The organism is Salmonirosea aquatica, from assembly GCF_009296315.1.
GTDB lineage: Bacteria > Bacteroidota > Bacteroidia > Cytophagales > Spirosomataceae > Salmonirosea > Salmonirosea aquatica.
In genome coordinates this window covers 3,646,643-3,672,686 of the sequence record NZ_WHLY01000002.1, presented here as the reverse complement: position 1 = coordinate 3,672,686, position 26,044 = coordinate 3,646,643, and the positions used below count along the sequence as shown (strand labels likewise).

Below are 26,044 nucleotides of genomic sequence, written 5' to 3'. Positions count from 1 at the left end.
TTAGCTATTTGACGCTGGACTTTTGGCTACAATAAAACAGGGGCATGGATTTAGACTCCATGCCCCTGTTTTGTTCAAAGGTACCCTTAGGAAGGCTGTTGCACGGCGAACCTTTCGTACCTTTTACGATACCGCATCGTACACCTGCACGCGGTCCCACAGGGAACTGCAGGCGTCGATGAACTTGTGATGGTCAGGGTGATCCTGATAGATATCCTGCGTGGCTTTGTCCGGGAAGATGAACGTGATGGAAAAGTCGTAGGTATGATCGATAACGGGCCTACGGGTTGAGGCAGGGGTACCTACGTAGGCCGTCTGAATCTCGGCGATGGTAGCCAGTTCCTTGAGCCCCTCGTGCAGAGCCTGCCGGGCTTCATCGTTGTCCTTCTCTTTAAGCCAAAAAAATACAGTATGTACAAACATGCGTTGAATGGAGAATAGTTTGAAAAATAGATAAAGAAGGTACGTCGGCTTTATTTACTCAAAAGTCCCTTCACCTTCGGCAGCGCTTCCATGGCCCAAAGGCCGTACATTTTGCCCGAAAAGTGCAGTCCATCCGACGCGAACATACTGGGATCGCCCAGGCCAGTGCGGGAAAGGGGGGTAATGTCGATGTAAAGAATGCCGGCTTTGTCGCACTCTTCCTTCGCCACGGCATTGAAGGCGTCGATTTCGCGGGCTACCTTGCCGCGGTCGCTACCCGCGCCGAACGGCGATACGCCCCAGTCAGGGATAGACAGCACAAACACCCGCTCCTTGCGCCCCGCAGCATATGCGATGCTGGTTTCCAGCAGACTACGGAACTCAGTGCGGAATCGCTCAATACTCTGGCCACGGTATTGGTTGTTAACACCAATCAACAGTGAAACCAGTTCGTAGTTCTTCTCCTTACGGGCCGCCTGTATACCGTCCATCAGTTCGGCGGTGGTCCAGCCCGTGCGGGCGATGATGTCGGGCGGGGCTACGGCAATCCCATCCTTGCGCAGCATTTCGGCCAATTGCACCGACCAGCGGTCGGCTTCGGGCACACTTTCGCCAATGGTATAGGAGTCGCCCAGAGAAAGGAAAGGTACCCCCTTGGTAGAGTCGGCACCCATGACGGGATCAGGGGCGGGCGGCAGGGAGGTCTCTTTATCAGATACACAGGCCAGGCAGCAAAGGGCCAGTCCTGTAATGAGTGTGGTCAGGTTCATTCGGCTTTATCAAGTTTAAACGAAAAGGTGGTACCCTTGTCCAGCTTGGACATAACGGCTATCTTAGAACCGTGGCCGTTGAGGATATGTTTCACAATGGCCAGTCCCAGCCCGGTACCGCCGCGTTCTTTTGAGCGGCTTTTCTCCACCCGGTAGAATCGCTCGAAGATGCGGGCAAGGTGTTCGGGTGGAATCCCCGGCCCATTGTCACGTACCGAAATGCCGTAGTGCTTCTTGTCCTCGTCGAAATGGATGATGACTTTTCCGCCCTCATTGTTGTATTTGATTGCATTTTCAATCAAATTGATCATTACCTGCTCCATGCGTTGGGCGTCGGCTTTCACCCATACTTCGGTGAGCTTATCGGGCTTGATCTTGAAGGTGACCTTCCGGTCCTGCGCAATTTTTTCCAGCCGATCCAATATATCCTCCACCATCAGGCGGAGATTCACGCGCTCCATATTCATCTTGATGGCTCCGGTTTCCATTTGCGAAAGCGTCACAAGATCCTGCACCAGGGCGTCGAGGCCATCGAGGCTCTTGGCGGCTTTTTTCAGAAACCGATCCCGTACTTTCTCATCGTCGACTGCTCCGTCGATCAGCGTATGGATAAAGCCCTGGGCGGCAAAAATGGGAGTTTTGAGTTCGTGCGACACATCGGCCAGAAACTCGCGCCGGAACTGCTCCAGCTTCCGAAGCTCTTCAATTTCCTTCTGCTTTTTGGCTACATAAACAAAAATCTCGTCGTTCAGACGCTTCAAGGGATTGTTCTCCCGGATGAGGGCCTTGCGGGAGATATTGAAATCTTTGAGTTTGAGTTTATTGATCGTGCGGTACATCTTGTTTACCTCACGATACACAATGATTTCAATAGTGTACAGGACCAGGAAAAATGCTCCTGCGAAGCCCGATACCCCACCACGAATAGCATGCTGGTCGTAACACCCTCTACGAACGTAAGAAACGACGTGGTGATGGCCGCAATCAGAAAAGCAAGAATAAACGCGATGACGCGGGGACTCAGAGACACTATTTTTTAGTTGACAGTTGACAATGGAGAGTAGGTGGTTTTTCGCCAAACAATAGACCGTTTGACCCAAAATGACCCGACTCATATTCAGCAAAGTTAGCTTATTCAGGAATTTTGATGGCTACTTTTTACCCGGACCTCTGTCAACTGTCAACTATCCTAAAATCCTCCCCGGAATTTATACGTGCTGGCGACTTTGTCGATGGCTACGATATAGGCGGCAATACGCAACGATACACCGTATTGCTGCGAAGTCTTGTATACTTTGTTGAAGGCGTCTTTCATGATGCGGTCACTGCGGCGGTTGATGCGCTCCAACGTCCATTTATAGCCAATACGATTCTGTACCCACTCAAAGTAGGATACCGTCACGCCGCCGGCATTGGCCAGAATATCCGGCACCACCATAATACCCTTATCGTTGATAATATCGTCGGCCATCGCCGAGGTAGGTCCATTGGCTCCTTCCACAATCATCTTGGCCCGAATGGAACCCGCGTTACGCATGGTGATGACATCTTCCGTAGCCGCCGGAACCAGCACATCCACGGGGAGCGAAAGCAGTTCCTCACTCGAAATAGGTTCAGCACCGCCGAAGCCTTCCAACTGTCCACCATTATGGTCGCGGTACGCCATCGCGGCCTCGATGTCTATCCCGGCTTCATTGTAGTAAGCCCCCGACAAATCGCTGATTGCCTGGATTTTTACGCCACGCTCACGCAAAAGTGAAGCGGCATTGGCTCCTACGTTCCCAAATCCCTGCACAGCGGCAGTCGATTTGTAGGGATTGAGCCTGAGCTTGTCCATAGCTGCCAGAGCCGATACAGTCACACCGCGTCCGGTGGCCTCGGTGCGTCCCAGCGACCCTCCCAGCACGATGGGCTTACCCGTCACAACGGCCTGTACGGTCATGCCTTTCGACTTGGAGTACTCATCCATCAGCCACGCCATTTCGCGTTGGCCCGTTCCCATATCGGGCGCGGGAATGTCTTGATCTGGCCCGAACACGTCGAGCATCGCGGTGGTGTAGGCGCGTACGAGACGCTCTATTTCGCCCGCCGACATCTGGCGCGGGTTACAGGCTACGCCGCCCTTGGCACCTCCGTAGGGAATGTCCACGACGGCGCATTTCCAGGTCATCCAGGCCGCCAGAGCCCGTACCTCATCGAGGTTGACGCCCGGATCGAAGCGTATGCCTCCTTTGCTGGGGCCCAGAATTGTGGAATGCACCACGCGATAGCCTTCAAAGGTGCGGATTTCGCCACTATCCATGGTCACGGGCAGCCCCACGATTACCTGCTTACGCGGAATTTTCAGGATATGGTACATTTCATCCGAAATGCCCAGTAGTTGTACAGCTTTATCGAAGCGCTGCATCATGGATTCCAGCGGATTCTCCTTGTCTTTAATTGGAGCGGGCTCCAGGTACGTTGTCATTATTCAAAGAGTTAATTGTCTGAATTTTAGTAAGTTGATGAATTATTTATGTACATACTGCAAACTTACGCCTTTTGAAACGATAAAAACAAAAATCTATTTTTTCTTGAAATTATTTCATTTTTATCGTATGCGTAGAATCTATTTTACCGCGCCAAAAGTGCCGAAGGTTCGTCGCACCAATACCGGCAATCCAAAATTATAATTCGTGTTTGGGGCTAAAATAAAAATGGATAGGAGCGTTTTATTTTATATAAAGGAAACCGTTTGGATAAACTGTAAGTAATAACCCTTAATTTTGCGGAAAAAACACAGACACTACTTCATAACCACTTAACCTGTATGGCAAAGCAAGACGAAAAGACCCGGTATTCAGACGAGGAGCTTAGGGAATTCGAGGAGTTGATCCGTGGAAAACTGGACAATACGATGAACGAGCTGAATTACATCAAAGGTACCCTGAGCAAGAAAAACGACAGTGGCACCGACATTACGGGAGGTACCTCTAAGGCTCTGGAAGATGGAGCCGATGCCAGCGAACGCGAAAACCTCAGCCAGTTGGCCGCCCGCATGCAAAAGTACGCCACCCAGCTTGAGAACGCCCTGGTACGCATCAAGAATGGTACCTATGGGGTTTGTATTGACACCGGGAAGCTGATTCCCAAGGAGCGCCTGCGGGTGGTACCCCACACCCAGCAGACCATCGAGGCCAAACTGAAACGAATCAGCTAACCCAAGCATCCGAAGGCGTATGACCTACCTCTATTTAAATCAATCACCAGCAAGGGTACTTCCAAAAGGTACCCTTCTTTTTTGCTACAAACCCCTGCTTCAATTCCGCACTGATACTAAACGACCCGCTTATCTTTGCCGTTTCGGGGCATTACTCGACGGATTCAGGTAGGCTACTATCTTTCGCTTGGTGTTGAGTTCATGCGGCTATCCCTACGTACCTGTCAGATGTTTTGTCCGAACGTCAGCAGGTTGTTATCAGGATCTAGTAAAGAAAATTCCTTTTGTCCCCAGGGTTTGGTTTGCAAGTGCCCGTTGGGATGGATACTTACCTTTTTGTCCAACAACGCCTGGTACCATGTGTCGATGGCATTCGTCCGAATGTAGACTTGTCCATAATTTTCTTTGGGGTCAAGATCCCGGAATTCGAAAAAATGGATCTGGATTTTATCTTTTTTTACCATCAGGTACCCCTCATAATCGGCACTACCCAATTCTTCAAATCCTAATTGGCTCAAATAGTAGTCACGCGTAATGGCTTTGTCACGCATCGGTAGTTTAGGATTGATGTCGGTTAACATATCACATTAGTTAGTTCAGGTTCAAAACTCATTTTTTCACTGGGTTCTACTCTTTTCTTACCGTCCTCGAGCGGATCATGGCAACTCCTACCAGCGCTATCCACACGACGCTTCCCAATACAAACAGCCGGAATCCTTGAAGGCTTACAAAATCATAGCCTGCCGTTATTAAGATTCCAGCCACCAGGGTAAGGCTTAGTCCAAGGTACCCTATCGCTTGATGTAATTTACTGGTAAGTAGCGCGGTCACCGACCAGAACAGAATAGCCAGCCACATGGCGCCCAAAAGTATGTAATCAAAGGCATGATTGAGCGCGAAATTGTACCGCACCATGATTTTGACGGTGGCTAATGTTTCGGGGGACGCTTCCTGATAATCTTGCAAAAAAAAGGGCAGGGCTAGCCCATTGGTGGCCGCCGCTCCCAGGGCAGCTACCAGTCCGAACGACATGACCGAAAAAGCAGTGAGCGAAAGAAAATGCTCGGTGCCCAGCCTGCGGGTGAGCCCCAGAAAGCCGACGAAGCTGAACGGAATGGATAAAAGGGCGAGTGAGTGGGAAACAATAATGATTTTCTGAATCTTGATGAGATGTTTCAGGTCACCACCCGCCGGATGCAGGATCATGGTCGCTATCATTAAAAACGAACCCGCCAGTAGCGCAATCCCGGCGTTTTTCTCAAAGCGGTGGCTCATTTGTTTATGACTAAGTTTCGGGCAAAAGTAGCCGAGTCGTCCGAAAGCACAGCTTGATTCAAATCAAGAAATCAGGTGAGCGGGCCAGTTTCTTTCGGACCCGACTGAGCGTTTCGGGTGTGATTCCCAGATAAGAAGCGATGTGTTTGAGTGGAAATCGCTGAAGCAATTGAGGCTTGGTCTGGAGAAGCTTCCGGTATTTGGTTTCGGGTGTCAGGTTGGCGGTGCGGTTTTCAGAACTTTCCAGCGCTGATTCCAGCAGATGCCCCAGCCTGAAAAAAGTACTGGATTCTCCGATAAGTGCATGTAGGTCATACACATTCAGTTCGAATACTTCCGAATTCTCCGCCGCCTGAATCAGCGCACGGGAAGGTTTCTGCGAAGTGAAGCTTTGGTAATCGAACATCCAATCGTTTTCGATGAACAGATTGAGATTGATCTCATCGATTTCGTTCATTACCTGGTAGTGTCGAAAGCTACCCCGGTTGACAAAGTACACAGCCCGACAAACCTGGCCCTCGCGCAGCAAATAGCCACCTCTTGCCAGGGGAATGACTTTCAGCCTACCGACAAGCAAAGCCAGTTCGGCGTCGGTAAAGTACCCCAGATTTTGTACGGAGCTTCGGATCGATTCGAACATTTTTTGCTAATGGCGAAGAAAAGTGCCGGCCTTTGACTTCGTAGGGTACCCTACCCTACTCCACTGCTTCCGTCCTAAATCCCTCGGACTGGTACACGGTCAGTTTCCCATTTTCTGCTGACGAGATACCATAGATTTCCAGGCCTTTTTGCTTTGCCAACGGAATCGCTTTTTCCAGGCCCATCACCAAAAAAGCGGTGGCATAGGCATCGGCAGTCATGCAGTCGGGCGCCAGAACGGAAATACTGAGCAGCGGATGGGTAATCGGAAAACCCGTATGCGGGTCGATGGCGTGGCTGAAGCGCTGGCCGTTGCGCTCCACAAACTTGCGGTAGCTACCCGAGGTGGCCAACGACTGCCCATCAAGGGATACGACGGCCTGCAGCGGGCGATCCACTGCCAAATTGTCCACAGGTTTATCAATACCGATGCGCCAGATTTTGCCGCGCTCATTGAGGCCCTGGGTACGTACTTCACCACCTACTTCCACCAGGTAGTTTTTAATTCCCCTGGCTTTGAAAAAATCTGCGAGCACATCCACCGTATAGCCTTGGGCGATAGCGTTGAAATCAATTTGAATCTGAGGATTTTCCTTGATGAGTCTTCCCTCCTGTAACCGGACCTTGTCGTAGCCAACCAGTTGCCGCAAACGAGCTACCTGTTCAGAATCAGGCGGTGGCAGGTTTTTCTTGTAGCTAAATCCCCAGCTCTTCACCAGCGGCCCCACGGTGCAATCGAAGTAGCCGCCGGTTTGATCAGATACCTCCCACGCTTTGCGGAATACCCTGGTAAAATGTGCGTCGGCACGCACCCCCGGATCGTTCACGTTCAGCAAGGAAATAATTGAGGTACTATCCCAGAGGGACATACTGCGGTCTATCACCTGGAAGATGCTGTCTACCGGGGCCGAGAAATCCCGGGCGGCAGTATCTTCATACACGATCCGGAAGGTGGTACCCTGGGCATTGCCCTGGAGCTGGGTGTAGGCCGGGCGCGATTTCTGGCAACTCACAAAGCCCAGCAACACCAAACCCACCAGGTACCTCATCATCCGCCAAAATCGTCAAAGGCTACCTGCTCGGAGGGTATTCCCCAGTCGTCAGCCATCTTAATGACCGATTGGTTCATCATAGGCGGGCCGCAGAAATACACTTCGAGGTCTTCGGGGGCGGGATGCTTTTTCAGGAATTCATTGATTACTACGTTGTGTACGAACCCTTTGAAGCCATCGCCATTGGGATCGTCGATATCCTTTTTGAGCGTCCAGTTGTCTTCTGGCATCGGGTTATCGAGTGCGATGACGAATTTGAAGTTGGGAAAGTCTTTTTCAATCTGCCGGAATTCATCCACGTAGAAAAGCTCCTTTTTGGTACGCCCCCCGTAGAAAAACGTGACCTTCCGCTTGGTTTTTTCGGTATAGAACAAATGGAAAAGATGCGACCGCATGGGCGCCATCCCGGCACCCCCGCCTATGTAGAGCATTTCGCGCTCGGAATCCTTGATAAAAAACTCCCCGTAAGGACCCGAAATCGTGACTTTATCCCCCGGTTTCAGGCTGAAAATATACGACGAAGCAATACCCGGATTTACGTCGGCCCAACCGTTTTTGGCTCGGTCGAAGGTAGGAGTAGCAATGCGGACCGTCAATTTGACGATGTTTCCTTCAGCAGGGTGATTGGCCATCGAATAGGCTCGGAATACTTCTTCCTCGTTGACCATTGTCAATGGCCACAAGTTGAACTTGTCCCAATCCTCCTGAAATTTGTCGGGGCGGTCATGGTAGGCGGGATGGGCCGTAATGTCCATGTCTTCGTATTTCACTACTGTTTCAGGAATATCGATTTGAATGTACCCCCCGGCCTTGAAATCCAGCGTTTCGCCCTCGGGTAATCTTACCTCAAACTCCTTGATGAACGTGGCCACGTTATAGTTGGACACCACGGTGCATTCCAGTTTCTTAATGCCGAACACCTCTTCGGGGATCCGGATTTTCATATCCTCCTTCACCTTCACCTGGCAGGCCAGCCGCATGTGTTCGCGTACCTGACGGCGGTTGAGGTGGTTGGTTTCGGTGGGCAACACTTCTCCCCCGCCCTCGTACACCATGCAGGTACACATGGCGCAGGTACCCCCGCCCCCGCAGGCCGAGGCCAGAAACAGTTTATTGTCAGCCAGGGTGGACAGCAGCGAGCCACCAGGCTTCACGATCAGCGGCTCGTCCTCTTCGCCATTGATCGTAATTTTTACATCGCCCTGCGGCAAGAGCCGGTCTTTGGCGGTCAGAATCAGAAAGGCCAGCAATAATACGATCAGGATAAAGACTACAACGCTGGCAGCAAGTACGGGAACCATATTTTGAATGATGAATGATGAGTGATGAATGAGAGAATTGCTTCCGCGAATTCACATCAATCGTTGACCTTTTTCCGTTCGCCCTTTATCCCGTTACAGCTTTATTCCTGAAAAACTCAAAAACGCCAGACCCATCAGGGCGGTGATGAACATGGCGATACCCAGTCCCTGCAAAGGAGCGGGGACGTTGGAATAGCGTAACCGCTCGCGGATACCGGCCAGCAGGACGATAGCCAGGAAAAAGCCAATGCCCGAGCCAAAGGAAAAAACGGCAGTTTCGGCAAAATTATATTCACGCTCCTGCATGAACAGCGACGTACCCAGAATGGAGCAGTTGACCGTAATGAGCGGCAGAAATATGCCCAGCGACGTGTATAACGCCGGTAGGAACTTCTCAATGACCATTTCCACCAGTTGTACGGCCCCGGCAATGGTAGAGATAAAGAGGATAAAGGCCAGGAAAGTCAGGTCCACACTCGCCAGCGACGGGTGAATCCAGGTCAGGGCACCTTCCTCCAGCATGTAAGTCAGAATGAAGTAATTGAGCGGCGTGGTGAGTACCATGACGAAGACTACCGCCAGCCCTAGTCCGAAGGCCGTTTTTATTTTTTTGGATACCGCCAGAAACGAACACATTCCCAGAAAAAACGCAAAGATTACGTTCTCGACGAAAATGGCTTTGATGAATAGGTTTAGTAGGTGTTGCATGGGAGTTCAGGAGTTTTTTAAGGCACAGAGGCACAAAGTAAAAAATGTGGTTTGACAGGATTCCTAAGTACAGAATCCGAAAAGTAGTTTGCACTTGTAAAGCTTATTTCAGACTACAATTGTCTTTGAAATACAGAAATACTTTGTGCCTTTGCTACTTTGCCCCTTTGTACCTTATTACGATACATTAACTAATTCTTCTTTCCGGCTTCGCTGCCACCAGATATACAGTCCAATGATGAACAGAGCCGCGGGAGGGAGCACCATCAGGCCATTGTTGACGTAGCCGTGGTCGTAGGCCCACTGAGGTACCAGCTTATAGCCCAGAATTGATCCCGCGCCAAAGAACTCCCGGAACACCGCCACCATCACCAGAATGAGCCCGTAGCCCAGTCCGTTGCCGATGCCGTCCAGGAACGACGGCCAGGGCTTCTGGGCCAGGGCAAAGGCTTCGAGCCGCCCCATGATAATGCAGTTGGTAATGATGAGCCCCACGAAAACCGCCAGTTTTTTACTGACATCGTAGACGTAGGCTTTCAGCAACTGATCCACGATCGTCACCAGCATGGCCACGATGATGAGCTGCACGATGATCCTGATCCTGGTGGGGATGGATTTACGGATGAGCGAAATGATCAGGTTGGAAAAGGCCGTCACGAACATCACACCCAGCGCCATAATCAGGGCAGGCTTGACCTGCACCGTTACGGCCAGCGCCGAACAGATGCCCAGTACCTGTACTGTGATGGGATTGGTATCGTCCAGCGGATCGCGCAGGGTTTGAAGATTCTTTTTGGAAAAAAGGGCCTCTTTTTTTTGCTTTACTATAGGAGGCGCGTCGGTGATGGTAGGTGCTGCCATATTTTTTAGAATTTATGAATTTATTGTTCAGGAGTGCATGAGCGGACTTATAAGCTCACCTACTCACCACTCATTTCAAAGCTACCTGCTTCTTATTGCCAATTTTCTCAAAATACGAAACATAGGGCGCAATACAGTTCTTCAGCATGGCATCGGTGCCGTTGGAGGTGATGGTACCCCCCGAAATCGCATCCACCCGGTGTTCATTACCCAGCGGGCTTTTATAGGTGGTTTTCCACACATTGACCGAAACAAATTTGCCATCGTCCATGATTTTCTTGCCTTCGAACTGATTCTGGAATGGCGCTTCTGCAATCTCAGCTCCCAGGCCGGGCGTTTCGCCTTTGTGATCGAAGTAGGCACCATACACCGTATTGAAGTCATCCGCCAGCGAAACATATCCCCAGATTGGCCCCCAGAGTCCTGTGCCCCGCAGTGGAATAATGTAGTACTTCTTGCCTCCTTCGCCCGTATAGATATAAAGTGGAAGCTTGCGCTCAGCAGGCTCCTTGTTGATTTGATTCTTGAGATCAATCTGCACGGGTTTCTCCTCCAGCACTTCGCCCGCTGTATTCACCACCCGCTCCTCGATAGCGGTCTCGTACGTCTCGTTAATTCTGGCCCGGTCGGTATAGTCAAGGCGCACCGCCTTCAGGATGTTCGAGCGGGTATCTAGGGCAAGGTTTTCGTCCTGCATGGGTTTGAGCCCTTCGGCGGCGACCGCCAGGACTACGGCGGTCAGGATGGATAACACAGCCGCGTAAACTAAGGTATATTGGTTGCTATGCACGTCTTAGTCGGGTTTTAATGTGGCGTTCAACGACCATATGGTCAATCAAAGGTGCAAAAACGTTCATCAGCAGGATGCTGAGCATGACTCCTTCGGGATACGCAGGGTTAAACACCCGGAGGACGACGGTGAAGGCTCCGATCAGGATGCCGTAAATCCATTTGCCGGTTTCGGTATGGGCGGCGCTGACGGGATCGGTGGCCATGTAAACGGCTCCGAAGGCAAAGCTACCGAGAAGCAAATGATAATAAGCGGGTGTGTGCATAGCATGGGTAGGTATATCGGCAGGAGCTACCAGATTCAGGAATAGTCCCATACCGAGTAAGCCGATACAACAGGCCGTCATGATTTTCCAGCTTCCTACCCCCGTGGCAATCAGGATGAAGGCGCCGATCAGGATGGCAAAGACGCTGGTTTCACCAATCGAGCCTTGCTCAAAACCCCAAAACATATTGGAAACCGAACTCATATTGGTGTAGTTGGTATCAAACGCCACCAGGTTAGTCGCCCCTGACCAGGCATCCACCAACGCGTGGCCAGGCTCAGGCGAAAGATCGGTCCAGATGTCGCCCGTCATGTAGGCCGGGAAGGCAAAGAACAGAAAGGCGCGGGCCAGCAGGGCGGGATTCATGAAATTCATGCCCGTACCTCCAAAAATCTCTTTGCCCAGAATTACACAGAAAACCGCGGCAAGAGCCACCATCCATAGCGGAACCGTGACGGGCAAAGTCAGGGGAATCAGCATCCCCGTGACCAGGTACCCTTCGTTGACCTGATGCCCCTTGGCCACTGCGAAGGCAAATTCCACACCCAAGCCCACGGCGTAGGATACCACCACGATGGGCATAACCCGTACGAAACCGAACACAAAGTTTTCCCAGAAACCTACCTCCATACCATAAGCCAGATAATGCTGGTAGCCTACGTTCCACATCCCAAAGAGCAGGGTAGGTATCAACGCGATGACCACGGTGAACATGGTACGCTTGAGATCCATGGCGTCACGTATATGGACGCCATTTTCGGTGGTGTGGCCCGGCACAAACAGGAATGTCGCGAGGGCATCAAAAGCCGGATGGAGTTTTTCGTACTTCCCCCCTTCTTAAAATGAGGTTCCAGGCTCTCGACTAGGTTTCTAATTGGTTTCACAGACTCTTGTTTATGGATTTTCGATATTTGAGGTTCGACGTTCGAGCTATGAGGGGAATATATCGACCCTCATGGGTCTAAAGTCAGGTTGCTCAACCTTCCAGCCGAACTAGCTCCAGCCCTTCGGATATGATACGCTGCACTTCTATTTTGGAGGTACAAACGAATTCACAGAGGGCAAAGTCTTCTTCCGAAACTTCGTAAATGCCCAACTGCTCCATACGTTCAATGTCACGAGCCAGAATGGATTTTAAAAGAACCACGGGCATGATGTTCATGGGAAGCACTTGGTCGTATTGCCCGGTCATTACAAACGCCCGCTCCTCGCCGTGCATATTGGTATCGAGCTGGTAGTTGCGCTTGGGAAAAAGCCACGAAAAGAAAGTACGGGAAAGGCTCAGTTTCTTAATACCCGGCGTAAGCCAACCCAGAAACTCGGGCTCGTCACCTTCCGGGATTACGGTAATCTGATTGGTATAATGGGACAGGAAATCATCGGCTGAGGATGTGGTACCCGTCAATACATTGCCCTGAATGATCCGGGCCGTATCGGCTTTGGTCCGGGTATTCAGAATGGACGCCAGCGTCTGCCCGGTCACAGCCCTGAAATACTGCGGTGCCTTCACGCTACTGCCCGTGAGGGCTACTACGCGGTCGGCGCGGTAGCGGCCTTCGCGAAACAGCCGTCCGATGATGATGACGTCCTGCGGATGCACGTACCATACGATATCTCCTTTTTTGATCGGGTCGAGATGATGGATCTGGATACCGACATTACCCGCCGGGTGCGGGCCCTGAACAGGATGAATATGCTCATGGGGTACCTGCTTGAAATCACTTTCGGTGAGGTCTTTTCCGGACGCTTTTCCCCGAACGCCAATGTGCAGATTGCCCACCGACAGTTGGTTCAGAACGGCGAGGCCCGTTTGGAAATTTTCTTTCTCAAAATCTACGATATATCCTAAATCAGGCGCCAGCGGCGCGGTATCGAAGCAGGAAACAAAAATAGACTTGGGGGTATCTTCGGGATTGGCTATCAGAGAGAAAGGGCGCTGACGGATATAGTTCCAGCACCCTCCTTCGAGCAGTCGGTTGATGATGTTTTCTCGGGAAAGTATTAGCGGGTCAGCGGGCTCATGCTGCACGTACCTTCGCTCTCCGCGGTCGGGTATGAGCCTGACTTCCATTATCCGCCGTTTTGAACCCCGAACCACCTCCGCCACTTCGCCGGAAACCGAAGAAACGAACTTGATCTGTGGATTATTCTTGTCGAAGAAAAGGGGCTGTCCGGCCAGAATTTCATCTCCTTCGCCGACCATGAGTTTAGGAACAAGGCCCGGAAAATCCGGCGGCTTGATGGCTACAACCTCGGAAACGGGCAGATCGGATGTGGTGAATTCGGCTTCGCCAACGAGCTTGATGTCGTAGCCTTTGTGAAGAGTAATTGGTTTAGCCATCGTACTATCAAATCCCTTAAAAGTACAAACCAAAGGATTTATGCGACTTTTCCTACTGATTGCGCCAAAATAATTTTCGTTTTTTTAAAAACTCACCCAAATAATTTGATACTAGGCAGTTGACTGCTCTTTTTTCAAAAAATTCTGAAAGCCTTACAGGGTACCTCAAGGTACCTTATCTGTGAATAGCCACGTCGCTTCCTACGTCCTACAAAAGTTCTTAAAGGCGAATCGCGTGCGCTTACAAGTCTGAAAAGCAACAAATTACCAACTTTTACATTTCCTTTACATTCTTTTACGGTCAATTTTCTACATTGGGAAAAAGAGCCAATAGCTTTGAGTATTCTTTCATTCTAAACGAATACATCCATGAAAAAACGAACTAGGTTTCTTTTGCTCGGTATGTGCAGTTTGTTAGCGGGCTTGTGTTTTGCACAGGATTCTTTTCAGCACTGCACCGCCGCTTTTCTTGATAAGGACATAGTGGTTGACGAGTACAGTCCCAAAGGTACCTGTGTGTTGCCCGCAACCGCCATCGGCGAGCTAACCGTGCAGACTGTGGAACTGTCGGCCACGGCCAGCAAACCCACAGGAGCCATCCCCTTCAAACTGGCGATCCGGGACGGAAAGACCCATACGCTGACACTATTTTCCAACGCTGATTATACCGGCATTGCCATCCAAAGCGTACTGGCGAAATGCCGGAAGGGCGACCGCCTGGTGCTGCTCACCCTCAACAAACAATATGCATTGCCTCACAACGAAATCCTGATCCAATGAAAAATCTATCGAGTCTCTCAAAATTAGTGGGTATTCTGCTGCTGGTGGGTACCCTTGGCGTGTTCCAAAGCAGTTTTACCTGGAAGGAAACAACTGACGATCTTTCCGTCAATCGGGTACTGTTCAATGGCGCCCCTTTATATACATCCACCATGTTGCTGGATGCCAGAGGTGTACTAGCCTTGGTGGAGGGTACCTTAGCGAACGACAATGCTAAAAAAATCCCGTTCCAGGTTTATGTCAAGCGCGGGGACGTCGTGATCGCCCAGGCATCCTCCGTCAACAGCCGCCTGGTAAATGAAATCGAAGTCGGGAGGCTGCTGATGGGTGCCCAGAAAGGCGATGAGCTGATCATCGAACCTATTGAGCCGAACAAGGGACAGGCCCGGCGGGTAATCAAACTGGCTGGCTACACCCTGTATCAATGGTTCCCGATTATCCGGGGATTTCCTATTACCCAGGGCTCCGGAAACGGTTGCTAGGTACAGTGGATTGTTTTTTGGTAACTTTGGTATTATGAAAAAAGTAGGGGTAGGTATGGTCCTGCTGCTGGTGGGGCTGCTGTTCACACAATTTGCGAGGTCGGTTTCGGCAGAAAAAGAAACCTATGGGACGGGTTTTGCCCGCAAGGCCAACCTGGCTCTGCGCCGCACGGCCCACACACTGCTGAGGCAACAGGGCGACTCCACTTCGCGCATTGCTCCTGTGCAGCAAATCAACGACCGTACCTTTTCCATCCGTTTGGAACAATCCTTTGCCTATGATGGTATCCCTACCCTGCTGCAGGAGTCGCTGGAGCTATACAAAATAGGTACCCCTTATGACGTGGCCGTGCTGGACTGCACCAACGGCGAAGTGCAGCTGGGCTACACTTTTTATGACCTGAAATCGCCCGAGGGCGTGGCGTGCAGCGGTCGCGTGCAGGATAAAGGCTGCCATACCCTGCAAGTGACGTTCAGCGCCCCACCCGCGGCAACCCCCGTAGCAGCCAGCAACTGGTGGGCGGGCGCTTTAGGATTCCTGCTGGCGGGCCTTATGGGCCTGGTGTGGTACCGGGTAGCCCGTGCCAGGGTACCTGTCGAAGTGAGGGAAGCCGAATCAACCCAGGACAGTGACCTTAAGCTGGGACAAACGCATTTTTTTGTGACCGATCAGTCCCTCACCGTAGCGGGCAAAAGGCATAACCTCACTTATCGGGAAGCCAAACTTCTGCGGCTCTTTGCCATGCATCCCAACCAACTGCTCGAACGAGAATTTATCCTTAAATCCGTATGGGAAGATGAGGGTATCATTGTGGGCAGGAGCGTAGATGTATTCGTATCGCGGCTACGCAAGCTCCTGCACAATGACCCTACCTTACGCATCGCCTCGGTGCACGGTGTAGGGTACCGTCTGGAGGTACATTCCAAAATCACCTAACCTGCATAAAACCTTATCTTCTATGTCCGCTAACGACCGTAAAACGTCCGTTAGCGGACATTTTTGTTTCCTACTTTATCATAACTTGCTGATAATAAGCATTAATATTTTTTGGCATAGCTTTTTCAAACACTCAACGAGTGCTGCCGAAGGGGGTTCAATTCTATTAGCCATGATTGATCATTCCTCTAAAACTGTGTTTTGGGCGTAAGGGTTGGCCAAGGTAGGTACCGCCTGGCTGCGGGAAACTTTTTCCCTGAAAACGCGAGACATGAAGTACCCGGCGGGACTATAGTGCGATGGGCCCTATCCTTAGTATCGGACACCTCCCTAAACGTCGCCAGCAAGCCCTATGTATGACCATTTCCTATTTCTTAATCTAAGAGAGCCATGCTACGTAACAACCTGAAAATTGCCTACCGAAACCTCGCCCGACACCGGAGTTTCACCCTACTGAACACTCTGGGTCTGAGTGTGGGCGTAGCGGCCGCCTTACTGTTATTTATGGTGGTGCGTTACGAACTGAGTTTCGACACCTTCCATGCGAATTACGAACGAATTTACCGGGTGGTGCGTCAGGAGACCTACCCCGATGGCAGTGGCGAAGTGACACCCGGAAACCCGCTGCCCGTGGCGGCGGCTCTAAAAACGGATATCCCACAGTTTGAAAAGGTGGTACCCGTCTTTGGCACGCTGGACCCGCAGGTAACGGTGCTGGGCAGCGATCCCGATTCGCGCGATCTTTCAACCAAATTCATCGAAGACAACGAGGGGTTGATGGTAGGGCCCGAATTCTTCCAACTATTTAATTATCAGTGGCTCGAAGGTACCCCCGATGTACTGGCCCAGCCCAATGTGGTGGTTCTATCGCGCAAATTTGCGAACAAGTACTTTAAGGATTACCAGCAAGCCGTAGGAAAGTACCTGCGGATCAACAACACGACGACCATGCAGGTAGGCGGGGTACTGGAAGACGCGCCGGCCAACACCGACTTTCCCCTGAATATTGTCTTATCCTATGAATCCAAGCGCGCCAAGCCGGAGTTATTCGGCTTCGGCGATTTTGAAAACTGGGGAAGTACCAGCAGCAGTGATCAGATTTTTGTGCTGCTACCCGAGAAGTATTCAGTCGCTTCAGCCAACGCCCTACTCGAAAAATTCTCGCACAAGCACTACGACAGTCGAAAAGAGAAAGACAAAAAAACGCACTCGTTGAGCCCGTTCGCGGATGTACACCATAACACCGAACTGGACAACTATAAAGACCGGGCGGTACCCCGCGAGCGCATCCGGAACATTGCCATAGTAGGTACCCTGATCCTGCTTATGGCCTGCATCAATTTCATCAATATTTACTCGGCTCTGGCCACCAAGCGCGCCAAAGAAGTTGGCGTTCGCAAGGTGCTGGGCAGCCAGAAAAGCCAATTGGTCGCGCAGTTCCTGACCGAAACGTTTCTGGTGGTGCTGGGTTCGGTGGCTGTCGGATTTGGCTTAGCCTATGCAGCTATTCCATTGCTCGAAAAAATGTTCGACGTACCGACCGATCCCTCCTTGTACGTCACGCCCGAACTGTGCCTGTGGCTACTGGGTGGGCTGCTGGCACTCACCCTGCTGGCGGGCATGTACCCGGCTTTGGTACTGTCGTCGTTCTCACCACTGGAGGTGTTCCGCAAGAAAGTTTCGCGCGGCTGGATGGGCGGCCTGACGCTGCGCCAAAGCCTGATCGTATTTCAGTTTGCGGCAGCACTGGTACTGATCATTGGTACAGTCATCAACCTGCGCCAAATGGAGTACATCAACCAGCTCGACCTGGGTTTTGTGAAAGAAGGCGTCTATACCCTCAATATGGATACCGAGTATGGCACTCGCAATGAGGCTCTGCGCAATGAACTGCTACAGATTCCCGAAGTTGAGACCATCTCTTACGCTTCGGACCCACCTTCCTCAACGAACAACTGGGCCAGCAATTTTTCCTTCACGAATATGTCCGAAGACGAGGATTTTCAGGTTTCGATGAAAATGGCCGACGGCGATTATTTCAAAGCCTACGGCATGGAATTCGTAGCGGGCGGTCCTTACGCGGTGGGCGATACTAACACCAAATTTGTGGTCAATGAGCGGCTTCTGAAAAAGCTGGGTGTGAAAGATCCGGCTTCCGTCATCGGCCACAAGCTACGCATGGGCAACTGGGAGCCCGCCCCCATCGTGGGCGTCATCAAGGATTTCCATACCCATTCGGCCAAAGAAGAAACGGACCCCATCCTCATTACCCATGTTCCCAAGTTTTATTGGTCGGGGGCGGTGAAGCTGCAATCGCAAAATCTGCCCAATACAATTGAAAAAGTGAAAACGGCCTATGAGAAAATCTTCCCGGAGGTACCTTTCACCGGAAAATTCTACGAAGAAAGTATCGAAAATTTCTATCAGGCCGAACGACAAACCGGACTACTGTACCGCACTTTTGCGGGCCTGACGGTATTCATCGCCTGCCTGGGCCTGTTTGGCCTGGCCGCCTTTACCGCCGAACAGCGTACCAAGGAAATCGGGGTACGTAAGGTACTGGGAGCCTCTGTGGCGAGCATCACGGCGCTGCTCTCCAAAGATTTCCTCAAACTCGTCGGCATTGCAATCATCATCGCCTCGCCCATAGCTTACTACCTCATGAAATCCTGGATGGAGGGGTTCCAGTACCGGATCGGCATCGAGTGGTGGGTGTTTGTGCTGGCGGCGGTGCTAGCCCTGGCGGTGGCTTTTCTTACGGTAAGTTTCCAGGCGATAAAAGCGGCGCTGATGAACCCGGTGAAGAGCCTGAGGTCGGAATGAAAAAAAAAGCCGGTAGCCATTAGCCCATAGCTATTGGCTTAAAATTTAATAACATATTCTATGCTTCGCAACTATCTGAAAATCGCCTTCCGCAACCTGACCCGCCATAAGGGGTACTCTTTCATTAACATCGGCGGACTGGCCGTGGGCATGGCCGTGGCGATGCTGATCGGGCTGTGGATGTACGATGAACTATCTTTCAATAAAAATTTTCAGAACTACGACCGCATCGTGCAGGTGATGCAGCATATAACTCAGAACGAGAAAAAGGAAACGCAGGGAATCAATCCGTATCTCTTGGGGCCGGAAATCCGAGCGCACTATGGAGACGATTTTACCTACGTACTACAATCATCTCAGAGCCACAAGCTCCTGGCCCATGGCGACAAGCGGTTTATCAAGTCGGGCAGGTACTTTGAACCCCAGGTGACTGATATGCTGTCGCTGAAAATGCTGGAAGGTACGAGGGCCGGATTGAAGGAACCTTACTCCATTCTGTTGTCGGAGTCGGTGGCCAAAACGTATTTTGGCGAAGAAAGCGCGCTGGACAAAACCCTGCGCATGGACGACAAGACCGATCTTAAAGTGACGGGGGTCTATGCCGACATGCCTATCAATTCCAGCTTTCGTGACTTAGGCTACCTGCTTTCCTGGGATCTGTATTTGATCGAAAACCAATGGATTAAAGAACTCGAAGACCCCTGGCGTCCCAACTTTACCGAAACATATGCTCAATTGACCGAACAGGCCGATTTGAAGAAGGTCTCGGCTAAAATAAAGGACGTGAAACTCAATAAGGTAGATGCCTCGCGGAAGAAACTAAAACCCGAGGTGTTTCTGCACCCCATGAGCAAATGGCACTTATACGCCAAGTTTGACAACGGCATCAACGTAGGAGGGCGCATCGAATACGTTTGGCTATTTGGCGTTATCGGTGTCTTTGTACTGCTGCTGGCCTGTATCAATTTCATGAATTTGAGCACGGCCCGTTCCGAGAAACGGGCGCGGGAAGTCGGCATCCGCAAGGCAGTGGGTTCGGTACGAAGCCAGCTTATCGTTCAGTTTTTCAGCGAGTCACTATTGGTCGTAGCTTTTGCCGGTGCGCTTTCCATTTTGCTGATGGTACTTACCCTTCCCTTTTTCAATGAACTGGCCGACAAATCCATTAGTGTCCCTTGGCCAAATCCGGTATTCTGGTTGTCCATAGTTGGGTTCAGCCTACTCACCGGGTTGATTGCGGGTAGCTACCCGGCCCTGTACCTCTCTTCTTTCAAACCGCTCACGGTACTTAAGGGAATCTTCCGGGTGGGGCGTTTCGCTACCGTTCCGCGCAAAGTACTGGTGGTATTACAGTTCACAGTATCCATTGCCCTCATTATCGGAACCATCATGGTTTTCCGGCAGATTCAATACGCAAAAGATCGCCCGGTCGGCTACGAGCGCGACGGACTCATCACTATTTTCAACAATCAGGAAACGCAGGACAACTTCGAAGCAATTACGAACGAATTAGAAAGCAAGAATACGGTCGCCGGAATAGCACAAGCCAGCGCGCCCCCTACCGACGTGTGGAGTACCAGTACGGGTTTTAGTTGGCGCGGTAAAGACCCTAGTCTGGCGGTCGACCTTCCCAACAACTCCGTCTCGCACGACTACGGAAAAACCGTCGGCTGGCAGTTTGCCGAGGGCCGGGATTTTTCCCGCGCTTTCCCGACCGATTCATCGGCCATCATATTGAATAAAGCGGCGGCAAAATTCATGGGTTTTGGGGATAAAGCCGTGGGTGAAATTATCTACGATGACGGTGAGCCGTGTCGGGTCATCGGCGTCATCGAGGATATGGTGGTGCAGTCGCCCTACGAACCCGTCAGGGCGGCAGTCTATCATCTTGCGGATGGGTGGAGTAGTATCGTGGTTTTGAAACTCAATTCTGATAAAGGAATCAGTACCGCTTTGGCAGAGGTCAAGTCGGTATTTACCAAGTACAGCCCTACCGTACCCTATGAACATCATTTTGTGAGCGACGACTACGCTCAGAAATTCGGTGACGAGGAGCGCATCGGCAAACTGGCTTCATTCTTCGCCATCCTGGCCATTTTTATTTCCTGCCTCGGCTTGTTCGGTTTAGCCTCTTTTGTGGCCGAGCAGCGCACCAAGGAAATCGGCGTTCGTAAAGTACTGGGTGCGAGCGTCGCTAGCCTCTGGAGACTACTATCCAAAGATTTTGTGCTCCTGGTACTCATAGCCCTGCTGATCGCCGCGCCGGTGGCGTGGTACTTCCTGAACGGATGGCTGCAGAAGTACACCTACCGTACCGAACTGTCGTGGTGGATTTTCGCGGCGGCGGGCGCGGGGGCGTTGGCCATCACTCTGCTGACGGTAAGCTTCCAGGCGGTGAAGGCCGCGCTGATGAATCCGGTGAAGAGCCTGAGATCTGAGTAAGAACAACCTTAAAAACAAACATAGCACAATCATGCTCCGTAATTATTTCAAAACCTCCCTCCGCAACCTCAAGCGCAACAAAACCTACGCGGCCATCAACATCGTGGGCCTGGCACTGGGCATGGCCTGCGGGCTGCTTGTTTTCATGCTGGTCAAGTACCACCTGAGCATTGATAATTTCCATACGGATTCCGACCGTATCTACCGCATCGTCACCGAGCAGCACCGCGATGTGATTTCCTATACGGTAGGGGTACCTAGCCCGCTGGGCAAGGCCTTCCGGGACGATTACGATTATGCCGAAAAAGTGGCCCGCATCGTAACCGAGGACGACATGACCATAACGGTGAAAGATGGAAATGAAATTGAGCTTTTCAGAGAAGAAGGTGGCGTGGCTATTGTGGAACCTGAGTACTTCGACATTTTCAACTTCCCCTTGCTACAGGGAGACATGAAGACCGCCCTGGTTGAGCCCAATACTGCCATCATCACAGAGCGCCTGGCCAAAAAATACTTTGGCGACGAAAACCCAATCAATAAAACCTTCCGGTTCGGTGATAAAATAAATGCCAAAATCACGGGTATCCTCAAAGATTTTCCTAAAAACACCGACCAGAAAACGGAGATTTTCGTGTCGTACCCCACGCTGAAACAATACGACGAATGGCTGGCGAGCGACGACGCCTGGGGCGGTATTCGAAGCGGCATGAATTGCTACGTGCGGCTGCGCCCAGAGGTATCCGCAGCCCAGGTCGAAAAGGTTTTTCCGGCCTACGTGACTAAGTACCGTCCTACCAGTAGCAACGTCCATCACTATAAGCTTCAGCCTTTGGACAATGTCCATTATAATGCCGACTACAGCGGGCCCATGCCGAAGCGTAACCTGTGGGTACTGTCGTTCATCGGCATTTTCCTGATCGTGACCGCCTGTGTCAACTTCGTCAATCTGGCCACAGCGCAGGCGCTCAACCGTGCCAAAGAGGTAGGTATGCGAAAAGTATTGGGGGGAGTGCGCAAACAGTTATTCTGGCAGTTTATCGCCCAGACGGCTGTGATTACCGTACTGGCATTGTTGTTGGCGGTACTGCTCACCTGGATGGTACTTCCTTACGTCAATACCTGGTTCAGCTCTGAAGTCAGTTTCAATATTCTGAACGACTGGCAGCTGCTATTATTTATTCCCGGGCTGGTGCTACTGGTGACTTTCCTGGCGGGCTCGTACCCTGGCCTGATTCTAGCGGGTTTTCAGCCCGTGGTGGCCCTAAAAGGCAAACTGTCGCAGCAGCACATCGGAGGCTTCAACACGCGCCGGGCGCTGATCGTGACCCAGTTTGCGCTTTCTCAGGCGCTGGTGATCGGGATGATTGTCATCGCACGACAGATGAGCTACTCTACGAATTCGGATCTGGGTTTTGATAAAGACGCGGTGGTCACGGTACCGATCGCCGCCAAATACGAGAAGGGAAAAGCAATGAAAGGCGAGCTGGAACAATTGGCCGGGATCGAATCGGTTACCATGTGCTTTGCTACACCGGCCTCTAACAACACGAACTGGACTACCACGCCTTACTTTGACAACGATCCTAAGGAACAGGAATTCAGGGTATCGGTGAAAGCCGCGGACGCCGACTACCTTGAAACCTTTGGCCTGGAGCTTGTGGCGGGACGGAACATTTTTCCTGCCGACTCGGCCCGGGAGATGATCGTCAATGAAGCTTTCGCACGGAAGCTGAATCTGAAATCGCCCGAGGAGTTGATCGGCAAAATTCTGACAGTAAGCGACAAGAAGAACACGGGACCGATTGTGGGGGTAGTCAAGGACTTCCATAACTTATCTTTTCATGAAGAAATTACCCCGATCGCGATATTCACGACTCCCGATCTTTACAATTCTTATGCCATAAAAATGAAGACCGGGAATATCACCGCCACCATGGCCGCGATCGAAAAAACCTGGAAGGAAAGCCATCCCGGCCAACTCTACACCTATGAATTTCTGGACGACGATATCGCCTCTTTCTACGAAACCGAGACACTGATGCTGAAATTGATTCAGACATTCTCGCTACTGGCACTGTTCATTGGCTGTCTGGGGCTGTACGGGCTGGTGTCATTCATGGCTACACAAAAAACCAAGGAAATCGGCATTCGCAAGGTACTGGGCAGCAGCGTCGGCCAAATCCTCTGGATATTCGGAAAGGAATTCGTCCGGCTAATTGTGATTGCCTTTATCATCGCCGCCCCACTGGCGTGGTGGCTGATGAACAGCTGGCTGGCTGATTTCGAATTCAAGGTACCCATCGGTGCCGGGATTTTCGTCTGGGCCTTGATGGGTACCTTCATCGTTGCTTTCGCTACGGTGAGTTTTCAGGCGGTGAAGGCCTCGTTGATGAATCCGGTGAAGTCATTAAGGAGCGAGTAAAAAAATAACATCGGCTTTGACATAAAATCTAACTACCCAAACCATGCTCAAAAATCACTTTAAAATTGCCTGGCGAAACTTGTTGAAAAATGGGCTATTCTCGTCGCTCAACCTGCTGGGGTTGTCGGTGGGCGTTGCCATCTTCATGTACCTCTTCCTGTATACCCAAGAAGAACTTTCCTTCGATACCTACCACAAAAATTCCGGGGAAATATATCGTGTAGGACTAACGGCCATCTTCGATGGAAAAAGTAGTGATTGGGCCTCGGTACCTAACAATATTGGCCCTACCATGACGGAAGAAATTCCCGAAATCAAGGCGTATGCCCGCTTGCTCTACCATTCCTTTGGCAAAACGGCCTTTGTGAACAGCCAACAGGACAAATTCGCCGAGCGTAAACTGTACTGGTCGGACCCGGGCCTATTCACTCTTTTTGATATTCCGCTGGTGTACGGCAATCCCAAAACAGCCCTCGACGCCCCGAATAAAATCATGCTCAGCCGTAGTACGGCCCGCAAGTACTTCGGCGATACCGACCCGGTGGGCAAGCCCCTCAATGTGGATCATGACTATAACGTAACCGTTAGCGCGGTGTACGAAGATTTCCCGCAAAACTCTACCCTCGACCCCGATCTGATCGGCTCGTTTTCGACCATCAAATGGGCCAATGAAGGCCAGCATTGGAGCAATGCCAGCTACGAAACCTATTTTTTGCTGAACCAAAATGCTTCCATGAAGACCGTGGAAACGAAAATCAATCAGGTACTGGACAAGAACGTCGAAAAAGAGAACCAATGGTTCCGGTTCTGGCTACAGCCTTTGACCGACGTGCACCTGCATTCGACCAAAATTTCAAATGCCAGCACCACGCGGGTAGGCGATAGTCAGCAGGTCAATATCCTGATCGTGCTGGCGCTTGGCATTTTGCTCATTGCCTGCATCAACTACATGAATCTGGCTACGGCGCAGTCGCAGAAGCGGCGTAAAGAGGTGGGCATAAACAAAGTGGTAGGGGCTACACAGACCACGCTGATCACCCGGTTTTACGTCGAGGCTTTTATTATGGTTTTCGTGGCTGTACTGGTGGGTTTTGCGTTGCTTTTCGGGCTCTTGCCGCTGTTCAATTCCATCGCCGATAAGGAAATTTCGTTCGGCAGTTTGTTCAGCGTTCCCGTATTCACCAGCATTGGCGCGGCCATTGTGGTACTTTCGCTGGTGGCGGGTTCGTATCCGGCGCTGATGCTGTCGTCATTTTCGCCCCTGAGCCTGTTCAATCGCGGGGGCCAAAACAGCCTTTCTACGGCCTGGGTCCGCAAAGGCTTGGTGGTCGCGCAGTTTACGGCCTCCATTATTCTGATGATTGCCACCTTTGTGTTTTATCGTCAGTTGCAGTTTGTGCAGGAAAACGATCTGGGCTACGAGGCCGAGCGGGTTATGGCTATTTCGACACAGGGTGCCGAAAGTTCGGAGCAGATCAATAGCCTGATGAACCAATTCAAAGGGTTGAGTTTTGTGAGTGATATCGCACGGGCGCAGTCCTACCCCGGCGCAAGTGCCAGCGGACGGACATTGTCCAAAGATGGATCCACCGAAGAAGGAGCGGCGATTCAGACCAACCGTGCTACTCCGGAAATTCTGAAAACGCTAGGCATCAAACTCCTGGCAGGTACCACTCTACCCGAAAAAACCTCCGACCAAGACACGACGGTGCAGGTGGTGGTGAACAAAACCGCCGTTGATTTCCTGGGCCTCACGCCCGAAGAAGCCGTTGGCAAAACCGCCTATAATTTGTTCGGATACAATCGTGCCACCATTGTGGGTGTCATGGAAGATTTTCACTTCGATACGTTTCACCGGCCCATCGGCGCCTACGCTTTCCACAACAGCAATTCGGAAGGACGCAACAATTTACTGGTACGGTTCCGGGGTGGCAAGTTGTCCGACAACGTAGCCACCTTGGAAAGAGAATTCAAAAAAGCCATTCCCAATTCGGCTTTCGATTTCAAGTTCCTGGATGATGTAGTAGCGACCTTGTATGCCTCCGAGCAACGCACGGCCCGGATCGTACTGTTCTTTTCCATTACGGCCATTCTGATCGCCTGCCTGGGATTATTCGGCCTGGCGGCATTCACCGCCGAGCAGCGCACCAAGGAAATCGGCGTCAGGAAGGTACTGGGAGCCAGCGTGGCGGGCATTACGGCCTTGCTCTCCAAAGACTTCCTCAAACTGGTTTTGGTAGCCTTGGTGATTGCCACGCCTGTGGCCTGGTACTTTCTCAACGGCTGGCTCGAAAGCTATGCTTATCATATAGCCATGCCCTGGTGGGTTTTCGGGATGGCTGGTTTGTTGTCAGTCATAGTGGCTTTTTTAACGGTAAGTTACCAATCGATTAAAGCCGCCGTAGTAAACCCGGTGAAGTCACTGCGGAGTGAATGACCGTTGACCCTTTTCCCGAACAACTTCGGTAACAAACTATTTTGGTGCTATCGGCCCAGTAGACCGGCACGGGTTATCGGCTGTTCGCTAATGCGTT

Annotated in this window: 21 protein-coding genes and 1 pseudogene; 8 read left to right on the top strand and 14 right to left on the bottom strand. The window is 51.3% G+C overall.

Features of this window, described 5'->3' with window-relative positions; translation table 11 throughout:
* Positions 1-123 precede the first annotated feature (123 nt).
* From GBK04_RS16275 to GBK04_RS16260, 4 genes and pseudogenes are all read right to left on the bottom strand, one after another.
* The gene (locus GBK04_RS16275; protein WP_152761436.1) at positions 124-423 is read right to left on the bottom strand and encodes a Dabb family protein; all 300 of its coding nucleotides are present in this window, start codon (positions 421-423) and stop codon (positions 124-126) included.
* Positions 424-473: 50 nt separating this feature from the next.
* Positions 474-1,193 carry an SGNH/GDSL hydrolase family protein gene (locus tag GBK04_RS16270; RefSeq protein ID WP_373331038.1) on the bottom strand — a complete coding sequence of 240 codons (720 nt, stop codon included), beginning with the start codon at positions 1,191-1,193 and terminating at the stop codon, positions 474-476.
* Positions 1,190-2,223, bottom strand: a pseudogene (locus tag GBK04_RS16265) (sensor histidine kinase). The gene GBK04_RS16270 and the pseudogene GBK04_RS16265 overlap by 4 nt, the downstream one beginning before the upstream one ends.
* Positions 2,224-2,382: 159 nt before the next feature.
* A complete protein-coding gene (locus GBK04_RS16260; RefSeq protein WP_373331037.1) occupies positions 2,383-3,660 on the bottom strand; it encodes a Glu/Leu/Phe/Val family dehydrogenase in 1,278 nt (425 codons plus the stop codon).
* A 342-nt stretch (positions 3,661-4,002) separates the two neighbouring features.
* On the opposite strand from GBK04_RS16260, the gene GBK04_RS16255 reads away from it, so the two are divergent.
* Positions 4,003-4,392, top strand: a complete 390-nt coding sequence (locus GBK04_RS16255) for a TraR/DksA family transcriptional regulator (protein WP_152761434.1) — start codon at positions 4,003-4,005, stop codon at positions 4,390-4,392.
* Between the two features lie 224 nt (positions 4,393-4,616).
* On the opposite strand, the gene GBK04_RS16250 is transcribed toward GBK04_RS16255, so the two are convergent.
* From GBK04_RS16250 to GBK04_RS16205, 10 genes are all read right to left on the bottom strand, one after another.
* Entirely contained in the window at positions 4,617-4,973 is a 357-nt protein-coding gene (locus GBK04_RS16250; protein ID WP_152761432.1) for a bleomycin resistance protein, read from the bottom strand.
* Between the two features lie 46 nt (positions 4,974-5,019).
* A complete protein-coding gene (locus tag GBK04_RS16245; protein ID WP_152761430.1) occupies positions 5,020-5,667 on the bottom strand; it encodes a hypothetical protein in 648 nt (215 codons plus the stop codon).
* Between the two features lie 58 nt (positions 5,668-5,725).
* On the bottom strand, positions 5,726-6,307 hold the full coding sequence (locus tag GBK04_RS16240) for a Crp/Fnr family transcriptional regulator (RefSeq protein ID WP_152761428.1): 582 nt from the start codon (positions 6,305-6,307) through the stop codon (positions 5,726-5,728).
* 55 nt (positions 6,308-6,362) lie between these two features.
* Positions 6,363-7,358 (bottom strand): FAD:protein FMN transferase, encoded by a 996-nt coding sequence (locus GBK04_RS16235; protein ID WP_152761426.1) that lies wholly within the window; start codon positions 7,356-7,358, stop codon positions 6,363-6,365.
* Positions 7,355-8,659: an NADH:ubiquinone reductase (Na(+)-transporting) subunit F gene (gene nqrF, locus GBK04_RS16230; protein WP_152761424.1), complete on the bottom strand. Its 1,305-nt coding sequence runs from the start codon at positions 8,657-8,659 to the stop codon at positions 7,355-7,357. The genes GBK04_RS16235 and nqrF overlap by 4 nt, the downstream gene beginning before the upstream one ends.
* Positions 8,660-8,752: 93 nt before the next feature.
* On the bottom strand, positions 8,753-9,367 hold the full coding sequence (gene nqrE / locus GBK04_RS16225; protein ID WP_152761422.1) for an NADH:ubiquinone reductase (Na(+)-transporting) subunit E: 615 nt from the start codon (positions 9,365-9,367) through the stop codon (positions 8,753-8,755).
* A 177-nt stretch (positions 9,368-9,544) separates the two neighbouring features.
* Positions 9,545-10,228 carry an NADH:ubiquinone reductase (Na(+)-transporting) subunit D gene (locus GBK04_RS16220; RefSeq protein ID WP_152761420.1) on the bottom strand — a complete coding sequence of 228 codons (684 nt, stop codon included), beginning with the start codon at positions 10,226-10,228 and terminating at the stop codon, positions 9,545-9,547.
* A gap of 70 nt (positions 10,229-10,298) precedes the next feature.
* Positions 10,299-11,018 (bottom strand): NADH:ubiquinone reductase (Na(+)-transporting) subunit C, encoded by a 720-nt coding sequence (gene nqrC, locus GBK04_RS16215; RefSeq protein ID WP_373331036.1) that lies wholly within the window; start codon positions 11,016-11,018, stop codon positions 10,299-10,301.
* Positions 11,011-12,066, bottom strand: a complete 1,056-nt coding sequence (locus GBK04_RS16210; protein ID WP_373331459.1) for an NADH:ubiquinone reductase (Na(+)-transporting) subunit B — start codon at positions 12,064-12,066, stop codon at positions 11,011-11,013. Before GBK04_RS16210 ends, nqrC begins: the two co-directional genes overlap by 8 nt.
* 193 nt (positions 12,067-12,259) lie before the next feature.
* Positions 12,260-13,624 carry a Na(+)-translocating NADH-quinone reductase subunit A gene (locus tag GBK04_RS16205; RefSeq protein WP_152761418.1) on the bottom strand — a complete coding sequence of 455 codons (1,365 nt, stop codon included), beginning with the start codon at positions 13,622-13,624 and terminating at the stop codon, positions 12,260-12,262.
* 369 nt (positions 13,625-13,993) lie between these two features.
* Here GBK04_RS16205 and GBK04_RS16200 point away from each other — a divergent pair, with 369 nt between their 5' ends.
* The 7 genes from GBK04_RS16200 to GBK04_RS16170 all read left to right on the top strand — a co-directional run bounded on the left by GBK04_RS16200 (position 13,994) and on the right by GBK04_RS16170 (position 25,947).
* Positions 13,994-14,404 (top strand): hypothetical protein, encoded by a 411-nt coding sequence (locus tag GBK04_RS16200; protein WP_373331035.1) that lies wholly within the window; start codon positions 13,994-13,996, stop codon positions 14,402-14,404.
* A complete protein-coding gene (locus tag GBK04_RS16195) occupies positions 14,401-14,886 on the top strand; it encodes a hypothetical protein (protein WP_152761416.1) in 486 nt (161 codons plus the stop codon). Before GBK04_RS16200 ends, GBK04_RS16195 begins: the two co-directional genes overlap by 4 nt.
* A gap of 34 nt (positions 14,887-14,920) precedes the next feature.
* On the top strand, positions 14,921-15,823 hold the full coding sequence (locus GBK04_RS16190; protein ID WP_152761414.1) for a winged helix-turn-helix domain-containing protein: 903 nt from the start codon (positions 14,921-14,923) through the stop codon (positions 15,821-15,823).
* Positions 15,824-16,213: 390 nt separating this feature from the next.
* The gene (locus GBK04_RS16185) at positions 16,214-18,646 is read left to right on the top strand and encodes an ABC transporter permease (RefSeq protein WP_152761412.1); all 2,433 of its coding nucleotides are present in this window, start codon (positions 16,214-16,216) and stop codon (positions 18,644-18,646) included.
* Positions 18,647-18,706: 60 nt separating this feature from the next.
* On the top strand, positions 18,707-21,088 hold the full coding sequence (locus tag GBK04_RS16180) for an ABC transporter permease (protein WP_152761410.1): 2,382 nt from the start codon (positions 18,707-18,709) through the stop codon (positions 21,086-21,088).
* Positions 21,089-21,119: 31 nt separating this feature from the next.
* Entirely contained in the window at positions 21,120-23,510 is a 2,391-nt protein-coding gene (locus GBK04_RS16175) for an ABC transporter permease (protein ID WP_152761408.1), read from the top strand.
* A gap of 43 nt (positions 23,511-23,553) precedes the next feature.
* A complete protein-coding gene (locus GBK04_RS16170) occupies positions 23,554-25,947 on the top strand; it encodes an ABC transporter permease (RefSeq protein WP_152761407.1) in 2,394 nt (797 codons plus the stop codon).
* Positions 25,948-26,044: the final 97 nt, after the last annotated feature.